General features: G+C 68.1%; 18 protein-coding genes, 1 tRNA gene and 1 pseudogene. 11 read left to right on the forward strand and 9 right to left on the reverse strand.

The window, feature by feature from the left end; translation table 11 throughout:
• Window positions 1-8: 8 nt before the first annotated feature.
• Window positions 9-1,685, reverse strand: coding sequence for an MFS transporter (locus SPHME3_RS0104795; RefSeq protein ID WP_231376741.1), 1,677 nt, complete (start codon window positions 1,683-1,685; stop codon window positions 9-11).
• Here SPHME3_RS0104795 and SPHME3_RS0104800 point away from each other — a divergent pair.
• Window positions 1,623-2,507, forward strand: coding sequence for a LysR family transcriptional regulator (locus tag SPHME3_RS0104800; RefSeq protein ID WP_017980413.1), 885 nt, complete (start codon window positions 1,623-1,625; stop codon window positions 2,505-2,507). The genes SPHME3_RS0104795 and SPHME3_RS0104800 overlap by 63 nt on opposite strands.
• 123 nt (window positions 2,508-2,630) lie before the next feature.
• Here the strand turns inward: SPHME3_RS0104800 and SPHME3_RS21740 are convergent.
• From SPHME3_RS21740 to SPHME3_RS0104815, 3 genes and pseudogenes are all read right to left on the reverse strand, one after another.
• Window positions 2,631-2,963, reverse strand: a pseudogene (locus tag SPHME3_RS21740) (glutathione binding-like protein); the annotation flags it as partial.
• Window positions 2,964-3,308: 345 nt separating this feature from the next.
• On the reverse strand, window positions 3,309-4,208 hold the full coding sequence (locus SPHME3_RS0104810; RefSeq protein ID WP_017980411.1) for an HNH endonuclease: 900 nt from the start codon (window positions 4,206-4,208) through the stop codon (window positions 3,309-3,311).
• Window positions 4,209-4,567: 359 nt separating this feature from the next.
• A tRNA-Thr gene (locus tag SPHME3_RS0104815) sits at window positions 4,568-4,642 on the reverse strand.
• Between the two features lie 95 nt (window positions 4,643-4,737).
• On the opposite strand from SPHME3_RS0104815, the gene SPHME3_RS21280 reads away from it, so the two are divergent.
• On the forward strand, window positions 4,738-4,893 hold the full coding sequence (locus SPHME3_RS21280; protein WP_017980410.1) for a hypothetical protein: 156 nt from the start codon (window positions 4,738-4,740) through the stop codon (window positions 4,891-4,893).
• Here the strand turns inward: SPHME3_RS21280 and SPHME3_RS0104825 are convergent.
• Window positions 4,890-6,692 (reverse strand): aminopeptidase P family protein, encoded by a 1,803-nt coding sequence (locus SPHME3_RS0104825; RefSeq protein WP_017980409.1) that lies wholly within the window; start codon window positions 6,690-6,692, stop codon window positions 4,890-4,892. The two genes, SPHME3_RS21280 and SPHME3_RS0104825, sit on opposite strands and share 4 nt — an antisense overlap.
• Before the next feature lie 152 nt (window positions 6,693-6,844).
• On the reverse strand, window positions 6,845-7,774 hold the full coding sequence (locus SPHME3_RS0104830; RefSeq protein WP_017980408.1) for a DUF808 domain-containing protein: 930 nt from the start codon (window positions 7,772-7,774) through the stop codon (window positions 6,845-6,847).
• Between the two features lie 261 nt (window positions 7,775-8,035).
• On the opposite strand from SPHME3_RS0104830, the gene SPHME3_RS0104835 reads away from it, so the two are divergent.
• From SPHME3_RS0104835 to SPHME3_RS0104845, 4 genes are read left to right on the forward strand one after another with little or no spacing between them, the layout of a single operon-like run.
• The gene (locus tag SPHME3_RS0104835; RefSeq protein ID WP_024310322.1) at window positions 8,036-10,111 is read left to right on the forward strand and encodes a S9 family peptidase; all 2,076 of its coding nucleotides are present in this window, start codon (window positions 8,036-8,038) and stop codon (window positions 10,109-10,111) included.
• Between the two features lie 29 nt (window positions 10,112-10,140).
• Window positions 10,141-10,278 (forward strand): hypothetical protein, encoded by a 138-nt coding sequence (locus tag SPHME3_RS21520; RefSeq protein ID WP_018250590.1) that lies wholly within the window; start codon window positions 10,141-10,143, stop codon window positions 10,276-10,278.
• Window positions 10,279-10,674, forward strand: coding sequence for a DedA family protein (locus SPHME3_RS19970; RefSeq protein ID WP_018250591.1), 396 nt, complete (start codon window positions 10,279-10,281; stop codon window positions 10,672-10,674).
• The gene (locus tag SPHME3_RS0104845; protein WP_029720511.1) at window positions 10,671-11,066 is read left to right on the forward strand and encodes an acyl-CoA thioesterase; all 396 of its coding nucleotides are present in this window, start codon (window positions 10,671-10,673) and stop codon (window positions 11,064-11,066) included. Before SPHME3_RS19970 ends, SPHME3_RS0104845 begins: the two co-directional genes overlap by 4 nt.
• An 826-nt stretch (window positions 11,067-11,892) precedes the next feature.
• On the opposite strand, the gene ppc is transcribed toward SPHME3_RS0104845, so the two are convergent.
• From ppc to SPHME3_RS0104860, 3 genes are all read right to left on the reverse strand, one after another.
• Window positions 11,893-14,577 carry a phosphoenolpyruvate carboxylase gene (ppc, locus tag SPHME3_RS0104850; RefSeq protein ID WP_017980404.1) on the reverse strand — a complete coding sequence of 895 codons (2,685 nt, stop codon included), beginning with the start codon at window positions 14,575-14,577 and terminating at the stop codon, window positions 11,893-11,895.
• Between the two features lie 228 nt (window positions 14,578-14,805).
• The gene (locus tag SPHME3_RS0104855) at window positions 14,806-15,261 is read right to left on the reverse strand and encodes an EF-hand domain-containing protein (protein ID WP_017980403.1); all 456 of its coding nucleotides are present in this window, start codon (window positions 15,259-15,261) and stop codon (window positions 14,806-14,808) included.
• A 28-nt stretch (window positions 15,262-15,289) separates the two neighbouring features.
• The gene (locus SPHME3_RS0104860; RefSeq protein ID WP_017980402.1) at window positions 15,290-15,856 is read right to left on the reverse strand and encodes an HNH endonuclease; all 567 of its coding nucleotides are present in this window, start codon (window positions 15,854-15,856) and stop codon (window positions 15,290-15,292) included.
• Between the two features lie 116 nt (window positions 15,857-15,972).
• Between SPHME3_RS0104860 and gluQRS the strand changes: the two genes are divergently transcribed.
• The 5 genes from gluQRS to SPHME3_RS0104885 all read left to right on the forward strand — a co-directional run bounded on the left by gluQRS (window position 15,973) and on the right by SPHME3_RS0104885 (window position 21,521).
• Window positions 15,973-16,866 carry a tRNA glutamyl-Q(34) synthetase GluQRS gene (gene gluQRS / locus SPHME3_RS0104865; RefSeq protein WP_017980401.1) on the forward strand — a complete coding sequence of 298 codons (894 nt, stop codon included), beginning with the start codon at window positions 15,973-15,975 and terminating at the stop codon, window positions 16,864-16,866.
• A 9-nt stretch (window positions 16,867-16,875) separates the two neighbouring features.
• Window positions 16,876-17,106: a twin transmembrane helix small protein gene (locus SPHME3_RS0104870; protein WP_017980400.1), complete on the forward strand. Its 231-nt coding sequence runs from the start codon at window positions 16,876-16,878 to the stop codon at window positions 17,104-17,106.
• Between the two features lie 18 nt (window positions 17,107-17,124).
• A complete protein-coding gene (locus SPHME3_RS0104875; RefSeq protein ID WP_017980399.1) occupies window positions 17,125-17,673 on the forward strand; it encodes a cob(I)yrinic acid a,c-diamide adenosyltransferase in 549 nt (182 codons plus the stop codon).
• A 1,076-nt stretch (window positions 17,674-18,749) separates the two neighbouring features.
• Window positions 18,750-20,084 carry a NupC/NupG family nucleoside CNT transporter gene (locus SPHME3_RS0104880; protein ID WP_017980398.1) on the forward strand — a complete coding sequence of 445 codons (1,335 nt, stop codon included), beginning with the start codon at window positions 18,750-18,752 and terminating at the stop codon, window positions 20,082-20,084.
• Window positions 20,085-20,243: 159 nt separating this feature from the next.
• Window positions 20,244-21,521: an amino acid permease gene (locus SPHME3_RS0104885; protein WP_017980397.1), complete on the forward strand. Its 1,278-nt coding sequence runs from the start codon at window positions 20,244-20,246 to the stop codon at window positions 21,519-21,521.
• Window positions 21,522-21,561 lie beyond the last annotated feature (40 nt).

Consider the following 21,561-nt stretch of genomic DNA (forward strand, 5'->3'; position numbering starts at 1 on the left):
CTCCGAATTCATACGCGCTCCATGTCGGTGGACGCCCTTTGATGTCGTCCGAACGCGACATAGCTCAGGAGCGCCAACCCCCAGACGCAGGCCGTCGCATACAGCATAACCCAGCCGAAGCCGTCGACCAATGCTGCGCGTGCATCCGAAAAACTCACGCTCGCCCTAACCGCCGTTCCCAGGTTTCCCGCCGCGACGGCTTCGGCAAGAGCGCCCAGTGCAGAGGCGCTTGCCTCGGGCACGATGCGGTGAAGCCCCGACCGGATGCCTTCGAGAAGGATGAAGCCCATCAGCGCGATGTTGATGGCGAGCGAGATCATGCGCGTGCTCATGTCCATGCCGGAGGCCATGCCCGCCCGCTCGACCGGGAGGGCGCCGGTCGCCGTGTTGGTGACGGGGGTATTGGTGAGGCCGAGGCCGATGCCGGCGAGAATGCAGCCGGGCAACATCGCCAGCCAGCTCGCGTCCTGGCTCAAGGCAGCAACCCGCATGACGACGAACCCCAGCCCGATCGTGAAGAGACCGAGCGGAATCACCACGCCCGGCCCGCGGCGCAGCAACAGCCGTTCGGCGAAAGGCGGCACGACCAGCGTCGGCAACGTGTAGGCGAGCAGTGCCAACCCGGCCGATACATTGCTCAACCCATGGACGGCCTGGAAATAGATGGGCAGATAGATGACGAACGGCCAGAAACTGAAGTTCATCCCCGCCGATCCGAGCAGCGCGCCCGAGAAGGCGCGCGCACGGAAGGCGCCGAAGTCGAACATCGGTCGGGCAGTCCTCGTCTCGACCGCGATGAAGGCGAGAAGGCTCGCGATGCCGACGCCTGCCAGCGCGAGCCCGACGGGATTGCCGGCGTCCACGCGCTGTCCCTGCGTGATGAGGAAGACGAGGCAAAATACGGCGAGCGACAGGGTCGCGATCCCGGCTAAGTCGATACGGACGGCTTGGGGATCGGACGATTCGACGATACCCGAGCGCGCCAGCACGAGCGTGACCATCGCCAACCCGACGTGGACGAGGAACACCCATTCCCAGCTCGCGACGGTAGCGATCAGACCTCCGACCAGGGGACCGAAGCCCAAGCCGACCCCGAAGACGATGCCCCACCAACCGAACGCCATGCCGCGCTCCGGGCCTTCACGGAATTGGTGCGAAAGGACGGCGATCTGGCAGGCCAGCATCGCCGCGCCGCTCCCACCCTGGAGGAAGCGGGCGGCGATCAGCAGCGGCGCATTCGGCGCAAGCCCGCACGCCAGCGAGGCGGCGCCGAAGATCACGATGCCGATCAGGAAGACCCGCCTGCGCCCATAGCGGTCGCCCAACGCGCCCATCGCCATCAGGCAGGTGGTCATCGCAATCGTATAGGCGTTCATGATCCATTGGAGCTGCCGGAAGTCGGCTGGAAGGACATGCTCCAGCGTCGGCAGGATCGCCGGGATGCTTGAAATCTCCAGCCCCAGCATCAGGGCCGATAAACAGACTGCCGCCAACGCCACCCTGTTCCCGCGCGATGTCTGCATACCCATCGTCAAACCTTTCATGGTGATGAGCGCGACGGTGGTGGGAGCTTGAGCATCCTGCAACCGGATGGCACAACATATCAGTGACAACGAATTTGGATGATCGCGGTGGCGACGCTTGAAGTGGATGCTGTCAGGACTTTCCTCGCGGTGGCGGATCACGCGAGTTTCACCCGCGCGGCCGAGGCGCTGGGGACGACGCAGGGTGCCGTCAGCGTCAAGCTGAAGCGTCTGGAGGATCGGATCGGACTGCGTCTGATCGAGCGCACGCCGCGCAAGGTCAGGCTGTCCGCGCAGGGCGAGATCTTCATCCAGTCCGCGCGCGAGTTCCTCGCCGCGCACGAGCGGGCGGTTGCCGGACTGACCGCGCCGCGTCGCCGCTTCCGGCTCGGCATCGCGGGCCATGTGATGGGGCCGGAAATGCCGAGCCTGCTGGCGCGCCTGAAATCGCAGGACCCGGCGCTCACGATTGAGGTGTTGCTCGACAATTCGCGCGTGCTGCTTGACGGTTTCGAGGGCGGCGCGCTCGACGCCGTCATCATCCGCAGTGACGACGATCGACGCGACGGTGAAATCCTCGGGCCGGAGCATTTCGGATGGTTCGCCTCGCCGACCTTCGAGCATCATCCCGGCGAACCGCTCCAACTCGCAGCGACCTCGCCCTGCTGCGCGGTCCGCGACGTGGCCGTTCGCTCGCTCGACCGCGCCTCGATCGCGTGGGAGGAAGTCTTCATCGGCGGGACGACAGCCATCGCTGCGGCACTGTCTGCTGGTCTTGCGGTCGCCGCCTTCCCACGCCGTCTGGCACCCGCGGACACGCTCGATATCGGCGACGCGCTCGGGCTCCCGCCGCTTCCATCGCTGTCGATCGTGCTCCATTCCTCGCTTTCCGATCCGCGGACGAAGGACACGTTGCGCGCCATCACCGCGGCCTTCCGGGAGCATCGCGCCCCGAGCAGCAGACCTGTCGCGCTTCGAGCCTGACACGCTCATTCGGCAACCGGCGCGATCTCTTGCTCGCGTGCGAGCGCTGCAGAAACGGACGGCCGCTCCGCAACCCGCCGCATGTAGCCGGGTAGCGAAGGCCATCGATCGAGGCCGATCGAATCGCATCCAGCCCAGGACCGTGAAGAGATAGACGTCCGCGACCGTGAACCGCTCGCCCATCAAATAGTCGGCATCGGCGAGCCGGGCTTCGACGATATCGAGACGGCGGAACAGCTTCGCCTTGACGGTCTCCTGCACGGCAGTCGGCAGGCTCTTGTCGAACAGCGGACTTGATCCGGCGTGAATTTCCGTGGTGATGAAGTTGAGCCATTCCTGGAGACGAACCCGCTCCAGACTGCCGTTCTCCGGTGCGAGTCCATATTTCGGACGGAGGTCGGCCAGATACTGAAGGATCGCAGGACCTTCGGTGAGCACCTGGGCATCGTCGAGCATGAGCGCCGCGACATAGCCTTTCGGGTTGATCGTGAGGAAAAGCGGCTTTTCGGAGCACACGCTCCGCTGAGAGTATGCCCGGCGACCAGCAAGCGCATCCGCCCAAGGTTGATCTAGCCGTACCGTGAGGCTTTCATGCTGCCGACGATTTTAGCCCCACGAGGGGCCATCCAATGCGGTCTGCGCACCAAACCGGCCAGGCCGGTTTCCACCATCCACGGGCGTCGGAGACCCCCTGCCCTCGCCCTTAACCAACGGCAGCTTACCGAGCCGGCTCGCCCAGAAGCGAACAGGCTGCTTTCCACCAGTTTTGCCTCAACCCCGGCCGTCTGCTTCGCCGCGAGGTCAGGCTTTGAAACAATGCTCGCGATGCCAGCGCACGAACTGCGGGTGGGGTCGATCGGCTTCGCGGGGAGGCACGAGGATGCGACCGCTCGGATTCACTACGGAGCGGATGCCGTCTGGATCGTTTGCCTGACGAGATACGATGATCCGCAAATCGTCATCCAGGCCGATCAGACCGCGGTCGAACATCCAGTGCGCGGTGCCCGAAAGCGCGATGCCGTTGCTGACGATGTCCGGGCCGTTTGCCTCGACAGGGCGGATATGGGCCGCTTCCACCTCTGCTCGGCCGCCACCATTGATGAGCTTCAGGCCGGTCACGGCGCAGCGTTCGTCGTAGGCGCGTAGCACGATCCGCCGGAACACTCGGTCGCGGACTACCCGTGATACCAGGCTTGAAACCCGCTCACGCGTCTCGTCGAACCCGAAAGGTAGACGCTCTTCGCGGACGGTAGTGGCATCGGATAGGACACCGGTGCGTGGCAGGAGCGCGTCTCCTTCAGCCAGTCCTGCCTGCACAATACGATTGAAGTCGCTGGCCGAAAGTCCGCGGACGGCCGCTTGCGCTCGACCGGAAATACGCCCCTGATCGTTGAGCACGCCTTGCTCAATCGGGCCATTTGCGTCAGCGAACGGGATCGGCGTAGCAAAATCGAGATAGCTGCCGGGTTCGATTAGCGCGAGATACATGCCCGGCGTCGAAGGATCGGGGATAATGCGTTCGACCTTGGCGACCGCGTAATAGCCCTTCGTTTCGGCGACCTTGCGTGGCTCGTAATAGACGATCCAGTCACCAAGGCAGGCACGCGCACGGTCGAGATATTGCTCGGGGAATTGGTACTTCTCGGCGGGCGTGTCGTCGTAGATCGAATCAGATCGGTGGATAAAGACGCCAAAGGTCACGCCGTTCGATACGGCCGGCTGGTGCCGAAGGGAACGGATTCTTCGAAAACAGGAGGCGGAAGGGCCATCCTGACAAGCGCATTTCTATGACGTGATCCTGTGGCGTCACCGAGGTTTGCGCGACGCCATCATTTCCCAGCTTTCCGTCCCGCCTTGCCGGTAAGAGGGATGCTACAGGGGGCAACACGGGCCAACGACTCGGCATCCGGATCACCCTGCGCAGCCAGCAGGCACACCCCCAAAAATTGAGGCTCTACGAACTTTGCTGACAATGTGCTGACAATGGCCTGTTCTGACCCATTGTAAGCAGCCTCTTTCGAGGCCTGCTTCCGTCAACCGGCGATAATATCAGGAGAAAATGGTGCTGCCGGTGAGGATTGAACTCACGACCTCAGCCTTACCAAGGATGCGCTCTACCACTGAGCTACGGCAGCACTCGTTTTTCCGCCGGCGTTCGCCGCGGGAAGGGCGCCTAGAGACGACCGGGGGCGGATTGTCAAGCGTTACCGGACGGGGCTAGGGTCCGGGCATGGCAAATAGCGACGAACGGGCCGCCCGGCTGGCCGCGCAGCTGCGCGCGAACCTGCATCGGCGCAAGGCGCAGGCGCGCGCGGTGGCGGCGGGAGCCGATCGCGGCACCGCGCCCGCGCCGGCGCCGCCAGCGACCGACGGATCGGCCGATTAGCCGCCGATCGGCGCGCATTTGGCGTTGAGCCACGCGCGCTCTGTAATGTCGAGTTCGGGGCCGATCCGCGCCGCCACCTCGGCGTGATAGGCGTCCAGCCAGTCGCGCTCGTCGCGGGTCAGCAGCGCCGGATCGATCAGCGTGCGCTCGATCGGCGCGAAGGTGAGCGTCTCGAAGCGCAGCATCGTCCGCTCGCGGTCGCCGCCGGGGATGGCGGCGGGGACGATCAGCAGCAGGTTCTCGATCCGGATGCCGTATTCGCCGGCCTTGTAATAGCCCGGCTCGTTCGACAGCATCATGCCCGCGCGCAGCGGCTCCAGGCTGGCGCCGCCGGGATAATTGGGCGCCGCGATCCGCTGCGGCCCTTCGTGCACCGACAGATAGCTGCCGATGCCGTGGCCGGTGCCGTGCGCGAAATCGAGCCCCGCCTCCCATAGCGGCCGGCGGGCGAAGGCGTCGATCTGCGCGCCGCTGGTCCCGTCGGGGAAGACGGCGGTGGCGATGGCGATATGGCCCTTCAGCACGCGGGTGAAGCGGTCGCGCATCTCCGCGGTCGGCGGCCCGACCGGTACGACGCGGGTCACGTCGGTGGTGCCGTCGGCATATTGCCCGCCCGAATCGATCAGGAACAGCTGGCCGGGCAGGATCGGAGCGTTCGAGTCTTCGGTGACGTGATAATGCGGGCTGGCGCCATGCGCGCCGGTGGCCGAGATGGTGTCGAACGACGTGTCGAGCAGGCAGCCGGTCTGTCCGCGAAAGGCGAGCAGCTGCGCCGCAGCGGATAGCTCCGTCTGGCCGCCCTTGGGCGCCTCCGCCTCGATCCAGCGCAGGAAGCGGCTGAGCGCGGCGCCGTCGCGGATGCTGGCGGCGCGATGGCCGGCGATCTCGGCGGGGTTCTTCAGCGCCTTGGCGAGGACGACGGGGTCGCGCAGCGCCAGCACCTTGGCGCCGCCCGCGGTCAGCGCGTCGAACACCGCGGCGACGGCGCGTTCGGGATCGGCGGCGACGCGCTGGCCGGCATAGCCGCGCAGCGCGGGCGCGAAGGCATCGCGGTCATGGATGCGCACCGCATTGCCGAGATGCTGGCGCACCGCATCGTCGACCTTCTCGGGCGCGACGAACAGGTCGGTCGTCCCGTCGCTGCCGACGATCGCATAGGAGAGTGCTACCGGCGTGTGTGCGACATCGGTGCCGCGCACGTTGAGCGCCCAGGCGATCGAATCGAGCGCGGTCAGCACCACTGCATCGGCGCGCTGCGCGCCCAGCCAGTCGGCGATCGCCGCGCGCTTGGCGGCGGAGGACTGGCCCGCGTGCGTATCGGCGTGGACGCTCATCCGGGCGGGCGAGGGGGCGGGGCGATCGGTCCACACCGCGTCGATCGGGTTGCTGTCGACCGGCACCAGCGTCACGCCGCGGTCGGCGAGCGTGGCGGCGGTGTCCTTCGCCCAGGCGCTGGTGTGCAGCCACGGGTCGTAGCCGATGCGGCTCCCCTCGCTGGCATTGGCGGCGAGCCAGCCCGCGATGCTCTCCTGCGGCACGGGGACATAGGCCCAGTCGTCCGCCGACACCTGTTCGCGCACCTGCAGCGTATAGCGGCCATCGGTGAAGATCGCCGCCTTGTCCGCCAGTACGACCGCGCTGCCCGCCGATCCGCCGAAGCCGGTCAGCCAGCCCAGCCGCTGCGCATAGGCGCCGACATATTCGCTCATATGCTCGTCGGTCAGCGGCACGACGAAGCCGTCGAGGCCGCGGGCGGCGAGCTCTGCGCGGAGGGCGGCGAGGTTGGCATGAGGGGTCATCGAAGGAGTCCGTCAAAAGTCACAAAAGTCACGCCCAGGCATGTGTTTTCGCTCTAGCACCGGGAGCGTCACAAGCCGAGTCGGTCCCGCTTTGCACGGCAAGAGCGTGTAGGACAGTTTCCCTTCGTGGCGATCCAACATTGGTGCGCGGATCAGTGCCGTCTGGGCAGCAGGTGGAGCACGCCCGCGATGACGCCGCCGATGACGATCCCGACGATGCCCGATCCGATCGCCCCGACCAGCCAGCCGACGACGCCGGAGAGCGCCCCCGCCGACGCCGCGGCGACCTCCGCGGCGTGGTGGATGACGTGCGGGATGGCGGTGAACCCGAACGCCTCCATCCCGTGGACGATGATGCCGCCGCCCACCCATACCATCGCCGCAGTGCCGATGATCGACAGTGCCGACAGCACGCGCGGCATCGCCGCGACGAGGCCGCGGCCTAGCGCCTGGCTGACCGATCCCGGCCGGCGGGCGAGGTGCAGGCCGATATCGTCCATCTTCACGATCAGCGCGACGAGGCCATAGACGCCCGCGGTGATTGCCACCGCGACCAGCGCCAGCGCGATCGCCTGATTGACGAGGCTCTGATCGGCGAGTTCGGCGAGCGCGATCGCCATGATCTCGCCCGACAGGATCAGGTCGGTACGGATCGCGCTCGACACCTGCCGCTGCTCCAGCTCTTCCGGCGAGGTGGCGGCCGCGGCCTCGTCGCCATGGCCATGGCCGGTCAGCGCGCCGAGGATCTTCTCCGCCGCCTCGAAGCACAGGAAAGCACCGCCCGCCATCAGGATCGGCGTGATCGCCCAGGGCGCCAGCGCGCTGAGGATCAGGGCGGCTGGCAGCAGGAACAGCAGCTTGTTGCGAAGGGAGCCCTTGGCGATCTTCCAGATGATCGGCAGCTCGCGCGCGGGGCTGAGGCCCACGACATAGGTCGGCGTCACCGCAGTATCGTCGATCACCACGCCCGCCGCCTTCGCCCCCGCCTTGCCCGCCGCACCCGCGACATCGTCCAGGCTGGCGGCGGCAAGCTTCGCCATCGCCGCGATATCGTCGAGCAGTGCGACCAGTCCGCCGGCCATGTATGTTCCCCTGAGTTATCCGCGATGTGCATGGCGGCGCGCGCGCACGGGTTCAACTGCGGTCGTGTTGCTGGCGTGTTGCTGGAGCGGGCCGGTCGCCTCACACTCTCCGTCACCCCGGACGTGATCCGGGGTCCCGCTTCTATCTTCTTTGAGGCCCCCGAAAAAAAGAAGCGGGATCCCGGCTCAAGGCCGGGATGACGGAAAATGTGCGGTCGTCGGGGGAGTGATCACGCCGCCATCCTGTTCTACAGCAAGGCGATGACCGACCCCACGCCCCCCGTCGCCGAGCGCCGCCCCCACAGTTTCACCACGCATGGCGTGACGATCGACGACCCCTATGCCTGGCTGAAGGACCCGAAGTATCCCGAGGTCACCGACCCCGACGTCCTCGCCTATCTCGAAGCCGAGAACGCCTATTTCGAAGCCGTCATGGCGCCGCACCAGCCGCTGGTCGACACGCTGTACGAAGAGATGAAGGCGCGCATCAAGGAGGACGAATCCTCGGTCCCGCAAAAGGATGGCGACTGGCTCTACTGGACCGCGTTCGAGACCGGCGGCCAGTATCGCAAATGGTGGCGCAAGCCCGTCGCGGGCGGGCCGGACGAACTGCTGCTCGACGAGCCGGCCCTCGCCGAGGGCAAGGAATATTTCCGCCTCGGCGCCTTTGCGATCAGCAACAACGGGCGGCTGCTCGCCTATGCGATCGACGACAGCGGCGCCGAGCGGTTCGAGGTGCGCGTGAAGGACCTTTCCACCGGCGAGCATCTGCCCGAGGTCATCCCCGGCATGCTGTCCGAGATCGTCTGGACCGCCGACGATACGGGCTTCCTCTACGGCGTCGCCAACGACCAGTGGCGCACCGACAATGCGCGCTTCCACCGGCTCGGCACGCCCGTCGAAGACGACGTCGAGCTGTTCCACGAGGATGACGAAGGCTATCGCGTCGCCGTCGCCGAGACGAGCGATCGCCAGTGGATCGTCATCGGCACCGGCGATCACGTCACCAGCGAAGTGCGGCTGCTGCCCGCCAACGATCCCTTCGCCACGCCGATCCTGGTCGCGCCCCGCCAGGAAGGCCGCGAATATGACGTCGACGCGCACGACGGCACGCTCTTCATCCACACCAACGATACCGATCCGATGTGGCGGCTGTGTACTGCCAGCCTCGACGCGCCCGGCGACTGGCACGAGCTGATCCCGGCGGACCCGCATTTCTACATGACCGGAGTCGAATGCTATCGGGACTTCTTCGTCGTCGAAGGGCGCCGCGACGGCCTCGATCAGATCGCCATCCACCGCTACGACGCGCCGACCGTGCCCCAGCCGATCACCTTCCCGGAGGCGAGCTATGCCGCGGGCCTGGGCGACAATCCCGAATATGACGTCGCGACGCTGCGGCTGGGCTATGAATCGATGGTCACGCCAGGCACGGTCTATGACTATGACGTCGCCACCGGCGGCCTTACCGTCCTGAAGGTTCAGGAGATTCCCGCAGGCTATGACGCCGCCGGCTATCGCACCGAACGGCTGAAGATCACGGTCCGCGACGGCACGCAGGTGCCCGTATCGATCGTCTATCCGGCGGGTTTCGAGCGCGACGGGTCGCAGCCGCTGTTCCTCTACGCCTATGGCGCCTACGGCTATGCGATCCCGCCGGGCTTTTCGACCGGGCGCCTCAGCCTGCTCGACCGCGGCTTCGCTTATGCCATCGCGCATATCCGCGGCGGCGACGACCTCGGCCAGCAATGGTATCACGACGGCAAGCTCGAAAAGCGCACCAACACGTTCAACGACTTCGTCGACGTCGCCAAGGGGCTGATCGAGCAGGGGTGGACCAGCGCCGGCCGCATCGCCACCGCGGGCCGCTCGGCGGGCGGCGAGCTGATGGGCGCGATCGTCAATTCCGATCCCGATCTGTGGGGCGCGGTGATCGCCGACGTGCCGTTCGTCGACGTCCTCAACACCATGCTCGACGCCGACCTGCCGCTGACGCCAGGCGAATGGCCCGAATGGGGCAATCCGATTGAGGACAAGGCGGCGTTCGACCTGATCCGCAGCTACAGCCCGTACGACAATGTCACGGCGCAGGATTATCCGCCGATGTTCATCTCGGGCGGATTGAACGATCCCCGCGTCACCTATTGGGAACCGGCGAAATGGGCGGCCAAGCTGCGTTCCACCAAGACCGATGACAATGTGCTGCTGCTGAAAACCAACATGGGGGCAGGGCATGGCGGGAAATCCGGCCGCTTCGAATCGTTACGCGAGGCCGCGGAGGAACATGCCTTCGTGCTGTGGCAGTTGGGATTGGGGCAGATGGGAATAAGCGGCTGAGCATCGAGACACTGATCGCCGAATACGGCTTGGCCGCCGTCTTCCTGGGCGCGGGGATCGAAGGCGAGACGATGGTGCTCGCCGGCGGCCTGTTCGCGCATGAAGGCATGCTGTCGCTGCCCGGCGCGATGATCGCGGCGGCGTGCGGGTCGTTCGTCGCCGACTAATTGTTCTTCGCGGCGGGGCGGCGCTTCCGCTCGCACCGCTGGGTGCAGCGCGCGCAGAAAAAGCCTGCTTTCGCCAAGGCGTTGACGACGCTGGAACGCTATCCGGTCGGCTTCATCTTCGCCTTCCGCTTCCTGTACGGCCTGCGTACCGTCAGCCCGATTGCGATCGGCACCACGCATGTCCGCACGCGCCAGTTCCTGTGGATCAACGCGGTCGCCGCGGCCGTGTGGGGCGCGCTGTTCACCAGCCTCGGCTATGTGTTCGGCACGGGGATCGCCGAACTGCTCGGCCGCTATCGCCCGCACGGGCGGCAATGGCTGTGGGTCGCGGGTGCGGCTGTGCTGCTGGGCGGCGGCTTCGCCGCCTTCCGCTGGTGGCGGAGCCGGCGGGCATGAGCGCGCGCTTCACGATGACGATCACCGCTGCGGCGGAGGACATCGACGAACTCGGCCACGTCAACAATGCCGTGTGGGTGCGCTGGATCCAGGACATCGCCGTCGCGCACTGGGACGCGGTGGCTCCGGCAGAGCATCGCGAGACGATGGTCTGGGTCGTGACCCGCCACGAAATCGACTATCGCGGCAATGTCGTCGCGGGTGAGACGGTGACCGGCGAAACCTGGGTGCCAGAACCGCCCAAGGGCGCCCGCTTCGACCGCCACGTCCGCTTCACCGGCGCCGACGGCAAGGTGAAGGTGGAGGCGGTCACGACCTGGGCCCTACTGGAACGCGCCACCGGCCGCCTGATGCGCGTCCGGCCGGACGTGGCGGCGCCGTTTCTACCGTAAGTCCTCCCTCGCTTTAGCGGGGGAGGGGGACCGCCGCCGTAGGCGGTGGTGGAGGGGGCGTTTCCGCATACGGTCCGTTCGCCGTATTCTCCCCCTCCGACTGCCTGCGGCGGCCACCTCCCCCTGGCGGGGGAGGGCTTACGTCACCCGCTATTCCGCAGCGCTGGAACGCGTAACCGGCCGCCTGATGCGCGTCCGGCCGGAGATGGCGGCGCCGTTTCTACCGTAAGTCCTCCCTCGCTTTAGCGGGGGAGGGGGACCGCCGCCGCAGGCGGTGGNGGNGGGGGGGGGTCCGCATACGGTCCGTTCGCCGTATCCTCCCCCTCCGACCGCCTGCGGCGGCCACCTCCCCCTGGCGGGGGAGGACTTACATCACCCACTATTCCGCAGCGCTGGAACGCGTGACCGGCCGCCTGATGCGCGTCCGGCCGGAGATGGCGGCGCCGTTCCTGGCCAGCTGATCCGCCCTCCACAAACTTACGTCACCCCAGTGCAGGCTGGGGTCCACCGGGCCGCCAGGGGGTGGCCAGGGCCTCCAGTCATCCCCCTCGCCGCGGAGTGGACCCCGGACCAAGTCCGGGGTGACGGGGTGTGTCTGGCGTGCTTTGGCGCGCCGCCTCAGCGGGGGCTGCGGGCGACTGATGCGCGTCCGGCCCGAGGTTGCGGCCCCGTTCCTACCGTAAGTCCTCCTTCGCTTTAGCGGGGGAGGGGGACCGCCGCCGCAGGCGGTGGCGGAGGGGGCGTTTCCGCATATCGTTCGGTCGCCGTATCCTCCCCCTCCGACCGCCTGCGGCGGCCACCTCCCCCTGGCGGGGGAGGACTTACATCACCCACTATTCCGCAGCGCCGTCGCGATCGCGTTGATCGACAGCAGGATGCCCTCGCCGATGCGCGGATCGTCCTCGCCCGCGCGATGGCGCTTCATCAGTTCGATCTGCAGGAAGTTCAGCGGCTCGATATACGGCAGCCGCAGCCGGATCGAGGCATCGAGCGCCGGGTGCTTGTCCAGCAACCGCGTCTGCCCCGTCACGTCGAGCAGCCCGTCGTGCGTCAGATGCCAGGCGTCGCGGATGCGGGTGAAGATGCCGTCGCGCAGGCCCTTGTCCTCGACCAGTTCGGCATAATGGCCGGCGATCGCGATGTCGGACTTCGCCAGCACCATCTCCATATTGGCGAGCGTCGCGGCGAACAGCGGCCACCCCTGCGCCATGTCGCGTAGCAGCGCCTTGTCTTCGAACGCTGCAATCGCCTGCCCCACGCCGTACCAGCCGGGCAGCATCGTGCGCGCCTGCGCCCAGCTGAACACCCAGGGGATGGCGCGCAGATCCTCGATCGCGTCGCTCTTCTTGCGGCTCGCCGGGCGGCTGCCGATCTTGAGGCCCGCGATCTCGCCGATCGGCGTCATCTGGCGGAAGAAGGTGCGGAAGCCGTCCGTGCCGTAGACGAGGTCGCGATAGGCGTGGAACGCGGTGTCGGACAGCGCGTCCATCGCGCCGGTGAAGTCCGCATTCTGCGCGTTCGACAGCCGCTCGGGCTCCAGGCTGGCGAGCAAGGTCGCCGAGGCGATCGCCTCCAGATTGGTCATCGCGCTGTCGCGCGTCCCGTATTTCGCCGCGATCACCTCGCCCTGTTCGGTGATGCGGATGCGGCCCTGCACCGTGCCCGGCGGTTGCGCGCGGATCGCCGCGAAGGCGCTGCCGCCGCCGCGTCCCACCGCGCCGCCGCGGCCGTGGAACAGCTGCATGCCGACGCCCGCCGCCTCGAACACGGGTTTGAGCGCGGTCGACGCCTTGGACAGCTGCCAGGTGGAGGTCAGGTAGCCGCCATCCTTGTTGCTGTCCGAATAGCCGATCATCACCTCCTGATGACCGCGCTTTGCTGCGATGTGCGCGATCTCCGGCAGCGCGAACCAATCGGTCATGATGCCGGGCGCGGCCTCCAGATCGCCGACCGTCTCGAACAGCGGCACCGCCATGATCGCCGCCGACGGCTCGTCGCCACCGCGGTACAGGCCCACTTCCTTCAGCAGCAGGTTGATCTCGAGCAGGTCGGACACCGACTGCGCCATCGAGACGATATAGTTGGTGATGCACGCCGGGCCGTAGGTCGCATGCGCCTCCGCGGCGGCGAGCACGATCTGCAATTCGGACTGCGTCTCGTCCGAATAGGTCGTGAAGCGGCTGGCGAGCGGCCGCGCATGCGCCAGTTCGCGCCGCAGCAGCGCGACGCGTGCCGGCTCGTCGAGGGCCAGGTAATCGTCCTCCACCCCTGCGGTCTTCAGCAATTCGGCGACGACGCGTTCGTGGACCGCGCTGTTCTGGCGCAGGTCGAGCGTCGCGAGGTGGAAGCCGAACGTCTCCACTGCGCGGATCAGCCGGCCGAGTGCGCCGCCGGTCTTGAGCGCCCCGGCGCTCGCGAGCGCATGGGCGATCGCGGCAAGGTCGGCGCGGAACGCCTGCGGGTCGGGATAGGGCTCGCCGGTCAGCCGGCCGGGGCGCGCGGCGGGCTTGCCGGTCAGTGCCTCGTGCGTCGCGGCAAGGCGCGCATAGATCCCCGACAGCGCACGGCGATAGGGTTCGTCGCTGCGGCTGGCGGCGGTATCGCCACTCGCCTCGGCCAGCGCGAGCACCGCGTCGTCCACCGCGGCATGTTCGGTCGAGATCGACAGCTCCGCGCCCAGCGCATGCACCGCGTCGAGGTAGAAGCCGAGCACCGCCTCCGCCGCACGCGACAGCGCGGTGCGCAGCGAATCGGCGGTGACGAAGGGATTGCCGTCGCGGTCGCCGCCGATCCAGCTTCCCGGCTTGACGAAGCTCGGCACGCGCTCCCCGAACGCGCGGTCCCAGCGCTGGTAGAGCGCGGGGAGGGCGGGCAGGAACACGTCGCGCATGTAGCTCAGCGCCGTCTCGACCTCGTCGGTGACGTACAACCGCTCGCGGCGCAGCACACGCGTCTGCCACAGCAGCGCGATCTGGCGGGTGATCGCATCGTCGACCAGATCGCCGTCAGGCGTCTCGCTGCGGCCCGCATCCTTCAGCGCCATCAGCTCGGCGATGCGGTTCTTGTGGTCGATCATGCTCTTGCGCCGCACCTCGGTGGGGTGGGCGGTCAGCACCGGCACGATCAGCGCATGGGCGAGCAGGCGCTGCACCTCGGCGCGGTCGATCCCCTCCGCCTGCAACGTCGCGAGCGCCGCGGCGACATCCGCCCCCTGTTCGGCGGCGATGCCCTGGCGATCCTCGGCCAGGTTGGCGAGCATCGAGAAGAGCATGAATCCGCGGACGAAATCGAGCGTTTCGTCGAGGCCCAGGTCCTGCAGGTGGCGGTGCACCGCATCGCCGTCACCGGTGCCGCGATGGCGCTCCACCGACGCCCGCCGGATCGCCTCGGTCGCTTCGAACAACGCCTCGCCGCCATAGGCGCGAATGACGTCGCCGAGCTTCGCGCCCAGGAAGCGCACGTCGGGGTTGTTGGCGATCGGCGGAAGCGAAGCGGGGTCGATATTGGCCATGCCCGCATGCTGCGCTGCGGCAGGGACCGGGTCAACCGGGCTTGGGGTTTGCGGGGCAAAAGCTGAGGTGCGGAGCCTTTGCCGCAAATTCCTCGTCACCCCGGACTCGTTCCGGGGGCCACTGAGCCACAAGGGGGCGGCAAGAGCCTCCAGCCACCCCCCTCGCCGCAGAGTGGACCCCGGACCAAGTCCGGGGTGACGGCGTGGGTTGGAGGCCTAACGACGCCCCTATTGCGCCCGCGTCCCCTGGTTGCTCAGCGTATCGCCCAGCACCGGCGTGGTCGGCTGCGCCGGGGGGGCTCGGCCGGCGTCGCGGGCGGCGCGCCATTCGCTTTCCTCTTCCGACGTCACCGTGCCGTCGTGGTTGAGGTCCATCTGGTCGAAGCGGCGCATCGTGCCCTCGCTCCATTCGATCTGGCTGATCACGCCGTCCTTGTTGCGGTCCAGCCCCATCAGGCGGCTGTTCTGGCGCGGCAGCTCGGTGGCGTCGATGCGGTCGTCGCCGTTGCGGTCCAGGCTGCGGAAGCGCTGGTCCATCGCGGTCGAGAAATCGACACGGCTGGTCACGGCGGGCGGCACGAAGCCGGCCGCATTGGCGACCGCATCCGCCTGCGCCGCTTTCTCCTCGCTCTTCTTGCCGCACGCGCTCAGCAGGGCCACCGCAAGGACCAGCGATGCCGTCATTCCGTGTCGCCGCAACTATCGTCTCCGCTTATGCTTCCAGCTCAACATCCCAGTAGAGCCAGTCGTGCCATGTGTCGTGCAGATAGTTGGGCGGAAAGGCGCGGCCATGTTCCTGAAGGTGCCAGTTGGTCGGGCGGATCGGCTCGACATACAGCGGCATGCCCGCTTGCTTCGGCGTGCGCCCGCCCTTCTTGAGGTTGCACGGCGCGCAGGCGGTGACGACATTCTCCCACGTCGTCCGGCCCCCTTGCGCGCGCGGCACGACATGGTCGAACGTCAGGTCGCGGCTGACCCCGCAATATTGGCAGGCGAAGCGATCGCGCAGGAACAGGTTGAAGCGGGTGAAGGCCGGAAAGGCGGAGGGGCGCACATATTGTTTGAGCGCGATGACCGACGGCAGCTTGATCGCCGCATTCGGACTGCGCACCTCACGCTCATAATGCGCGACGATGTCGACCCGGTCGAGGAACACCGCCTTGACTGCGGTCTGCCACGGCCAGACGCTCAAGGGATAATAGGACAAAGGCGTATAGTCCGCGTTGAGCACCAACGCGGGGCAATTGTCGGGATGGCGGATCAGATCGGGATGAAACACGGCTCCTCCCACGGGTTACCCATGGGCCATGTCGCCCATGAGAGTGACGGGGGTATGACAGCACGCGCCCTTGGGTGCGGTCAAGCGGCTTGCGGTGGCCGGCGGGGCCGCACGGCATGAGCGCCTCCGGTGCCGGCACCGTCGTCACGCGTTTCGCCCCCAGCCCCACGGGCCTGCTGCACCTGGGTCATGCCTATGCGGCGATCCAGGCGCACGACCATGCCCGCGCCGCGCATGGCCGCTTCCTGCTGCGGATCGAGGATATCGACGGGACGCGCAGCCGCGAGCCATTCGTCGCCGGCATCCTCGACGATCTCGCCTGGCTGGGACTGTCGTGGGACGGCCCGGTGGTCCGCCAATCGCAGCGGCTGGCGCTATACGACGCGGCGCTCGCCCGGCTGCGCGCGGCGGGGCTGCTCTACCCGTGTTTCTGCACCCGCGCCGATATCGCGCGCGAGATTGCGGAGAGCGCCAGCGCGCCGCACCACGGCCCGGACGGACCGGTCTATCCCGGCCTCTGCCGGCATCTCGACCCGGCCGTGGCGGCGGCGCGGATCGCGGCAGGCGAGCCGCATGCCTGGCGGCTGCGCATGGAACCGGCGCTGGCCCGCACCGGCCCGCTCCACTGGCACGACAGTGACGCGGGCGGGCGCCGCGCCGATCCGGCGGCGTTCGGCGACGTCGTGCTCGCGCGCAAGGACGCGCCCGCCAGCTATCACCTCGCGGTGACGGTGGACGATGCCGCGCAGGGCGTCACCGACGTCGTCCGCGGCGTCGACCTCTACCCGGCGACCGACGTCCACCGCCTGCTGCAGGCGCTGCTCGACCTGCCGACGCCGCTCTATCGCCACCACCCGCTGCTGACCGGCCCGGACGGCACGCGGCTCGCCAAGCGCAACGGCGCCCCCGCGCTCGCCGATCTGCGGCAGGCGGGCGAGGACGGACGCGCCCTTGCCGAACGCTTGCGCGCCGGGCGGCTTCCCATTGGCTTTGTCGCGCACGATGCTTAAGTATGTCGCATGAACACCTTCCTCGTCATTCTGCTGATCGCGGCGATGCTGGCGACGGTGGTCGCGCTGGTGCGGGGCGTCATCGCCTTCCTCCAGGATAGTCACGCCCAGGTCCGCAATGGCGAAGGGCCATCCGCGGCCTCGCTCAAATCGAACAAGATGATGCAGATGCGCGTCTTCTTTCAGGCGCTGGCGATCCTCATCATCGTCGTCATCCTGTTCGTCGGCGGCCGCACCTGAGCCGCTGACGCTGCCTCGATGGTCAAGCTGAACCGCATCTACACGCGCACCGGCGACGCGGGCACGACGGGCCTCGTCGACGGATCGCGCGTGTCGAAGGCCGCCGCGGTGATGCAGGCGATCGGCGACGTCGACGAGGCGAACAGCGCGATCGGCGTCTCGATCGCCGCGTTGCAGGGCGCGGCGCCCGCGGACCGATTGCTCGTCATCCAGAACGACCTGTTCGACCTCGGCGCGGATATCGCCACGCCGATGGGGATCGAGGGCGCGCTGCGCATCGTGCCCGCCCAGGTCGCGCGGCTGGAGGCGGAGATCGACGCGATGAACGAGGGCCTGTCCCCGCTCACCAGCTTCATCCTGCCCGGCGGCACGCCCGCGGCGGCGGCCCTCCACCTCGCCCGCGCGATCGTCCGCCGCGCGGAACGCAGCGTCGTGACGATGGGCAGCGAGGCGACACAGGCCCTCGCCTACCTCAACCGCCTGTCCGACTGGCTCTTCGTCGCCACCCGCGTCGTCAACGGCGCAGGCGAGGGCGACGTCCTGTGGAAGCCCGGCGCCAGCCGATAGGGCGGGGCGGGGGCGTCTCGTTCGTCACTATTCGTCGTCCGGCGAAGGCGAGCATCTTCACGGAGAAGCCACCGGGAGGCCCCAGCCCGCGCTGGAGCGACGCAAAGTGGCGGCCGGAACCGAGCCCAAAAAAGCCCCGTCACCCCGGACTCGTTCCGGGGTCCACTCCGCGGCGAGGGGGATGGCTGGAGCCTCTTGCCGTTCCCTCGCGGCCCGGTGGACCCCGGAACGAGTCCGGGGTGACGGGGTGGGTGCGGCGACGGCAATTCGTGTAGCAGACGCCTGAAGCAGGCCTGTGCGTGGAGGCCACCAGCGCGCCACAAGCCCCAACCTCCGCTGAAGCGACGCAATGTGGCGGCCGGAACCGAGCCTAAAAAGATCCGTCACCCCGGACTCGTTCCGGGGTCCACTCCGCGGCGAGGGGGATGGCCGGAGCCTCTTGCCGCCCCCTCGCAGCCCGGTGGACCCCGGACCAAGTCCGGGGTGACGGGGTGGGTGGGGCGGCTGCAATGCATGTACCAGACGCCTAAGGCAGGACCTGCGAGTGGAGGCACCAGCGCGCCACAAGCCCCAACCTGCGCTGAAGCGACGCACTGTGGCGGCCGGAACCGAGCCCAAAAAAGACCCGTCACCCCGGACTCGTTCCGGGGTCCACTCTGCGGCGAGGGGGATGGCCGGAGCCTCTTGCCGTTCCCTCGCGGCCCGGTGGACCCCGGACCAAGTCCGGGGTGACGGGGTGGGTGCGGCAAGGTAACGCGCCATAGGACTCAGGAAGCGTGCACCCCGTCGGCCCTGTCCTACACGCCCCCCATCTGCTACACCCCCGTCATGACCCGTCCGCCCCTCGCCCCGCCGATGCGCGACGGGCGCCGCGGACCCCTCGCTTCCGACGATAGCATACCGTCCACTTCGTCCACTTCCGCGCGCGCCCTCCCGCGCAAACCCCGATTCGCGCCATCGCCGCGCCCCGCCGGAGCACCGCGCTTCAATCCTCACTTTCCTCGACAAAAAGCGCGTGTATGCTGCCCCGTCGCTGCCGGGGGGCCGCGGCTTTTCCCTATCCTCGCGGAAACACCATGAACCGTATCCTGATCGGCGTTGCCGGCATCCTCGTCATCCTCGTCATCGCCTTCGCGCTGTCCACCGACCGCAAGGCGATCCGGCTGCGCGTCGTCGGCGCGGCGTTCGCGTTGCAGGCGGCGATCGCGACGATCGTGCTCTACTGGGGGCCGGGTCGTGCGGCGCTGGCGGGGGCGTCGGCGGGCGTGTCGGCGCTGCTCGGCTATTCGCAGCGGGGCACGGAGTTTCTGTTCGGCAAGCTCGCCAGCCCCGATATCGGCGGCCAGAGCTTCGCGATCGCGGCGCTGCCGGTCATCATCTTCTTCGCCAGCCTCGTGTCGATCCTCTACTACCTCGGCGTCATGCAGGTCGTGGTGCGCTGGGTCGGCGGCGCGATCGAAAAGGTGATCGGCACGTCCAAGGTCGAATCCTTGTGTGCCGCGGCCAACATCTTCGTCGGCCAGTCCGAATCGCCGCTGGTGATCCGCCCCTATCTCGCCGGCCTCACCCCGCCGCAGCTGTTCACGGTGATGACCAGCGGCATGGCGGGCGTCGCGGGCACGATCCTCGCGGCCTATGCCTCGATGGGCATCCGCATCGAATATCTCCTCGCCGCCAGCTTCATGGCCGCGCCGGGCGGCATCCTGATGGCCAAGATCATCATGCCCGATCGCTCCATGCCGCCCGAGGGCGAGCTGCCGCTGGGCGACGTGCCCGACGAAAATCGCGTGATCGCGCTCGCCGACCATCGCATCAGCGGCGCCGGCCCCGCCGCGCTGCTGCCGGAAGGCACGCCGGGCGAGCCGCTGCCCGAAGCGACGCATGACGAGGAAAAGCCCGCCAACCTCATCATGGCCGCCGCCCAAGGCGCGCAGACCGGCGTGCGGCTCGCCGTCGCGGTCGGCGCGATGGTGCTCGCCTTCGTCGCTCTGGTCGCGCTGGCGAACGGCCTGCTCGGCGGGTTCGGCAATATGGTCGGCCTGCCCGGCCTCAGCTTCCAGGCGCTGCTCGGCTATCTCTTCCAGCCGGTCATGTTCCTGCTGAACGTGCCGTGGAACGAGGCGGGGATCGCCGGCGGCCTGTTCGGCGAGAAGATCGTGCTCAACGAATTCGTCGCCTATATCGATCTCGGCAAGCAGGCCGCACAGCTCAGCCCGCGCACCATCGCCGTCGTCACCTTCGCGCTCTGCGGCTTCGCCAATTTCTCGTCGATCGCCATCCAGATGGCGGTGACGGGCAGCCTCGCCCCCAACCAGCGCCCGATGATCGCCAAGCTCGGCCTGCGCGCGCTCGCCGCGGGTAGCCTAGCCAACCTGATGTCGGCGGCGCTCGCCGGCCTGCTGATCGGCTAAGGCGAACGCTATGACCGGCCCGCTCCCCCTCCCGACCACCCATACGGTATCCTGATGGGGGGCCGGGAGGGGGGGCGGCCCGGCACCGCCGGGAACCCTGCTCTTCCGCAGGGTTCCAAAAAAGCCCTCAAGCGCACGCTTGGGCCGGGCCAGCTGGCGATGATCGCGATCGGCGGGGCGGTCGGCACCGGGCTGTTCCTGGGCAGCGGCTTCGCGATCCAGCTCGCCGGGCCGGCGGTGCTGGTCAGCTATTCCATCGGCGGGCTGATCACGCTGGCGCTGATGGGGTGCCTTGCCGAAATGACCGTCGCCGACCCCGCGACCGGATCGTTCGGGCTGTTCGCCGAACGCTACCTCGGCCGCTTCGCCGGTTTCCTCGTCCGCTACGCCTACGTCACCTGCATCATCCTGGCGATCGGGACGGAGGTGACTGCGGTCGCCATCTACATGCGCTACTGGCTGCCCGACATCGCCGGCGCCTGGTGGATCGGCGGGTTCGGCCTCGCGCTGCTCGCCGTCAATCTCGTCAGCGTACGGGCGTTCGGCGCGGTCGAATATCTGTTCTCGGCGATCAAGGTCGTCGCGATCGCCGCCTTCATTGCGCTCGGCCTGTGGGTGATCGGCCGCGGCGCACCGGGCGTCGGGCTGGCGAACTACACCGCCCATGGCGGTTTCGCGCCCCATGGCCTCAGCGGCATCTGGAGCGCGGTGATCGTCTCGATCTTCAGCTACCTCAGTATCGAGATGATCGCGGTCGCGGCTGGGGAGGCACGCGACCCGGAACGCGCGATCGTCCGCGCCTTCCGCTCGACGATGCTGCGCCTCGCCTTATTCTATCTCGGCAGCCTCGCGGTGATGCTGGCGGTGCTGCCGTGGACGCAGGCTGGCACCGCGACCAGCCCATTCGTGACGGTAATGGCCGCGAGCGGCCTGCCCTATGCGGCAGGCGTCATCAACGCCGTCGTTCTGGTCGCGGCATTGTCGGCGATGAACAGCCAGCTCTACACCGCCTCGCGCATGCTGTTTAGCCTCGCCGACAGCGGCCTCGCGCCGCGGCGGCTGGGCATGGTCGATGCGCGCGGCGTGCCGGTGGCGGCATTGCTCGTGTCGGCGGCGGGGATTGCGGTGGCGGGCGGCGTCTATGCGTGGCGGCCCGATGCGGCCCTTGGCGTGATGATCGCCGTGTCGATCTTCGGCGCGCTGTTCACCTGGGGCATGATTTTCGTCACGCACCTCGCGTTCCGGCGACGGCACGGGCCGCCGGCGGGGTTCCGGATGTGGGGCTATCCGTGGGTGAGCCTCGCCGGCGCGGGCGCGATCCTCACGATCCTGGCGACGACACCCTTCACCGCGGCCTTCGCACTCACGCTGGTCTACGGCGTGCCGGTGCTGGCGGTGCTGGCGGGGGTGTATGCGGTGTGGCTCCGGCGCCCGTAAGTCCTCCCCCGCCAGGGGGAGGTGGCGCCGCGCAGCGGTG

Source organism: Sphingomonas melonis DAPP-PG 224, from assembly GCF_000379045.1.
GTDB classification, from domain to species: domain Bacteria; phylum Pseudomonadota; class Alphaproteobacteria; order Sphingomonadales; family Sphingomonadaceae; genus Sphingomonas; species Sphingomonas aquatilis.

Bases quoted from the DNA above. Each gene is read 5' to 3' on its own strand.
- SPHME3_RS0104800 (WP_017980413.1), top strand. From the start codon at position 1,623: ATGATCGCGGTGGCGACGCTTGAAGTGGATGCTGTCAGGACTTTCCTC.
- SPHME3_RS21280 (WP_017980410.1), top strand. From the start codon at position 4,738: ATGGCAAATAGCGACGAACGGGCCGCCCGGCTGGCCGCGCAGCTGCGC.
- SPHME3_RS0104825 (WP_017980409.1), bottom strand. From the start codon at position 6,692: ATGACCCCTCATGCCAACCTCGCCGCCCTCCGCGCAGAGCTCGCCGCC.
- SPHME3_RS0104830 (WP_017980408.1), bottom strand. From the start codon at position 7,774: ATGGCCGGCGGACTGGTCGCACTGCTCGACGATATCGCGGCGATGGCG.
- SPHME3_RS0104835 (WP_024310322.1), top strand. From the start codon at position 8,036: ATGACCGACCCCACGCCCCCCGTCGCCGAGCGCCGCCCCCACAGTTTC.
- SPHME3_RS0104845 (WP_029720511.1), top strand. From the start codon at position 10,671: ATGAGCGCGCGCTTCACGATGACGATCACCGCTGCGGCGGAGGACATC.
- ppc (WP_017980404.1), bottom strand. From the start codon at position 14,577: ATGGCCAATATCGACCCCGCTTCGCTTCCGCCGATCGCCAACAACCCC.
- SPHME3_RS0104855 (WP_017980403.1), bottom strand. From the start codon at position 15,261: ATGACGGCATCGCTGGTCCTTGCGGTGGCCCTGCTGAGCGCGTGCGGC.
- gluQRS (WP_017980401.1), top strand. From the start codon at position 15,973: ATGAGCGCCTCCGGTGCCGGCACCGTCGTCACGCGTTTCGCCCCCAGC.
- SPHME3_RS0104870 (WP_017980400.1), top strand. From the start codon at position 16,876: ATGAACACCTTCCTCGTCATTCTGCTGATCGCGGCGATGCTGGCGACG.
- SPHME3_RS0104875 (WP_017980399.1), top strand. From the start codon at position 17,125: ATGGTCAAGCTGAACCGCATCTACACGCGCACCGGCGACGCGGGCACG.
- SPHME3_RS0104880 (WP_017980398.1), top strand. From the start codon at position 18,750: ATGAACCGTATCCTGATCGGCGTTGCCGGCATCCTCGTCATCCTCGTC.
- SPHME3_RS0104885 (WP_017980397.1), top strand. From the start codon at position 20,244: ATGATCGCGATCGGCGGGGCGGTCGGCACCGGGCTGTTCCTGGGCAGC.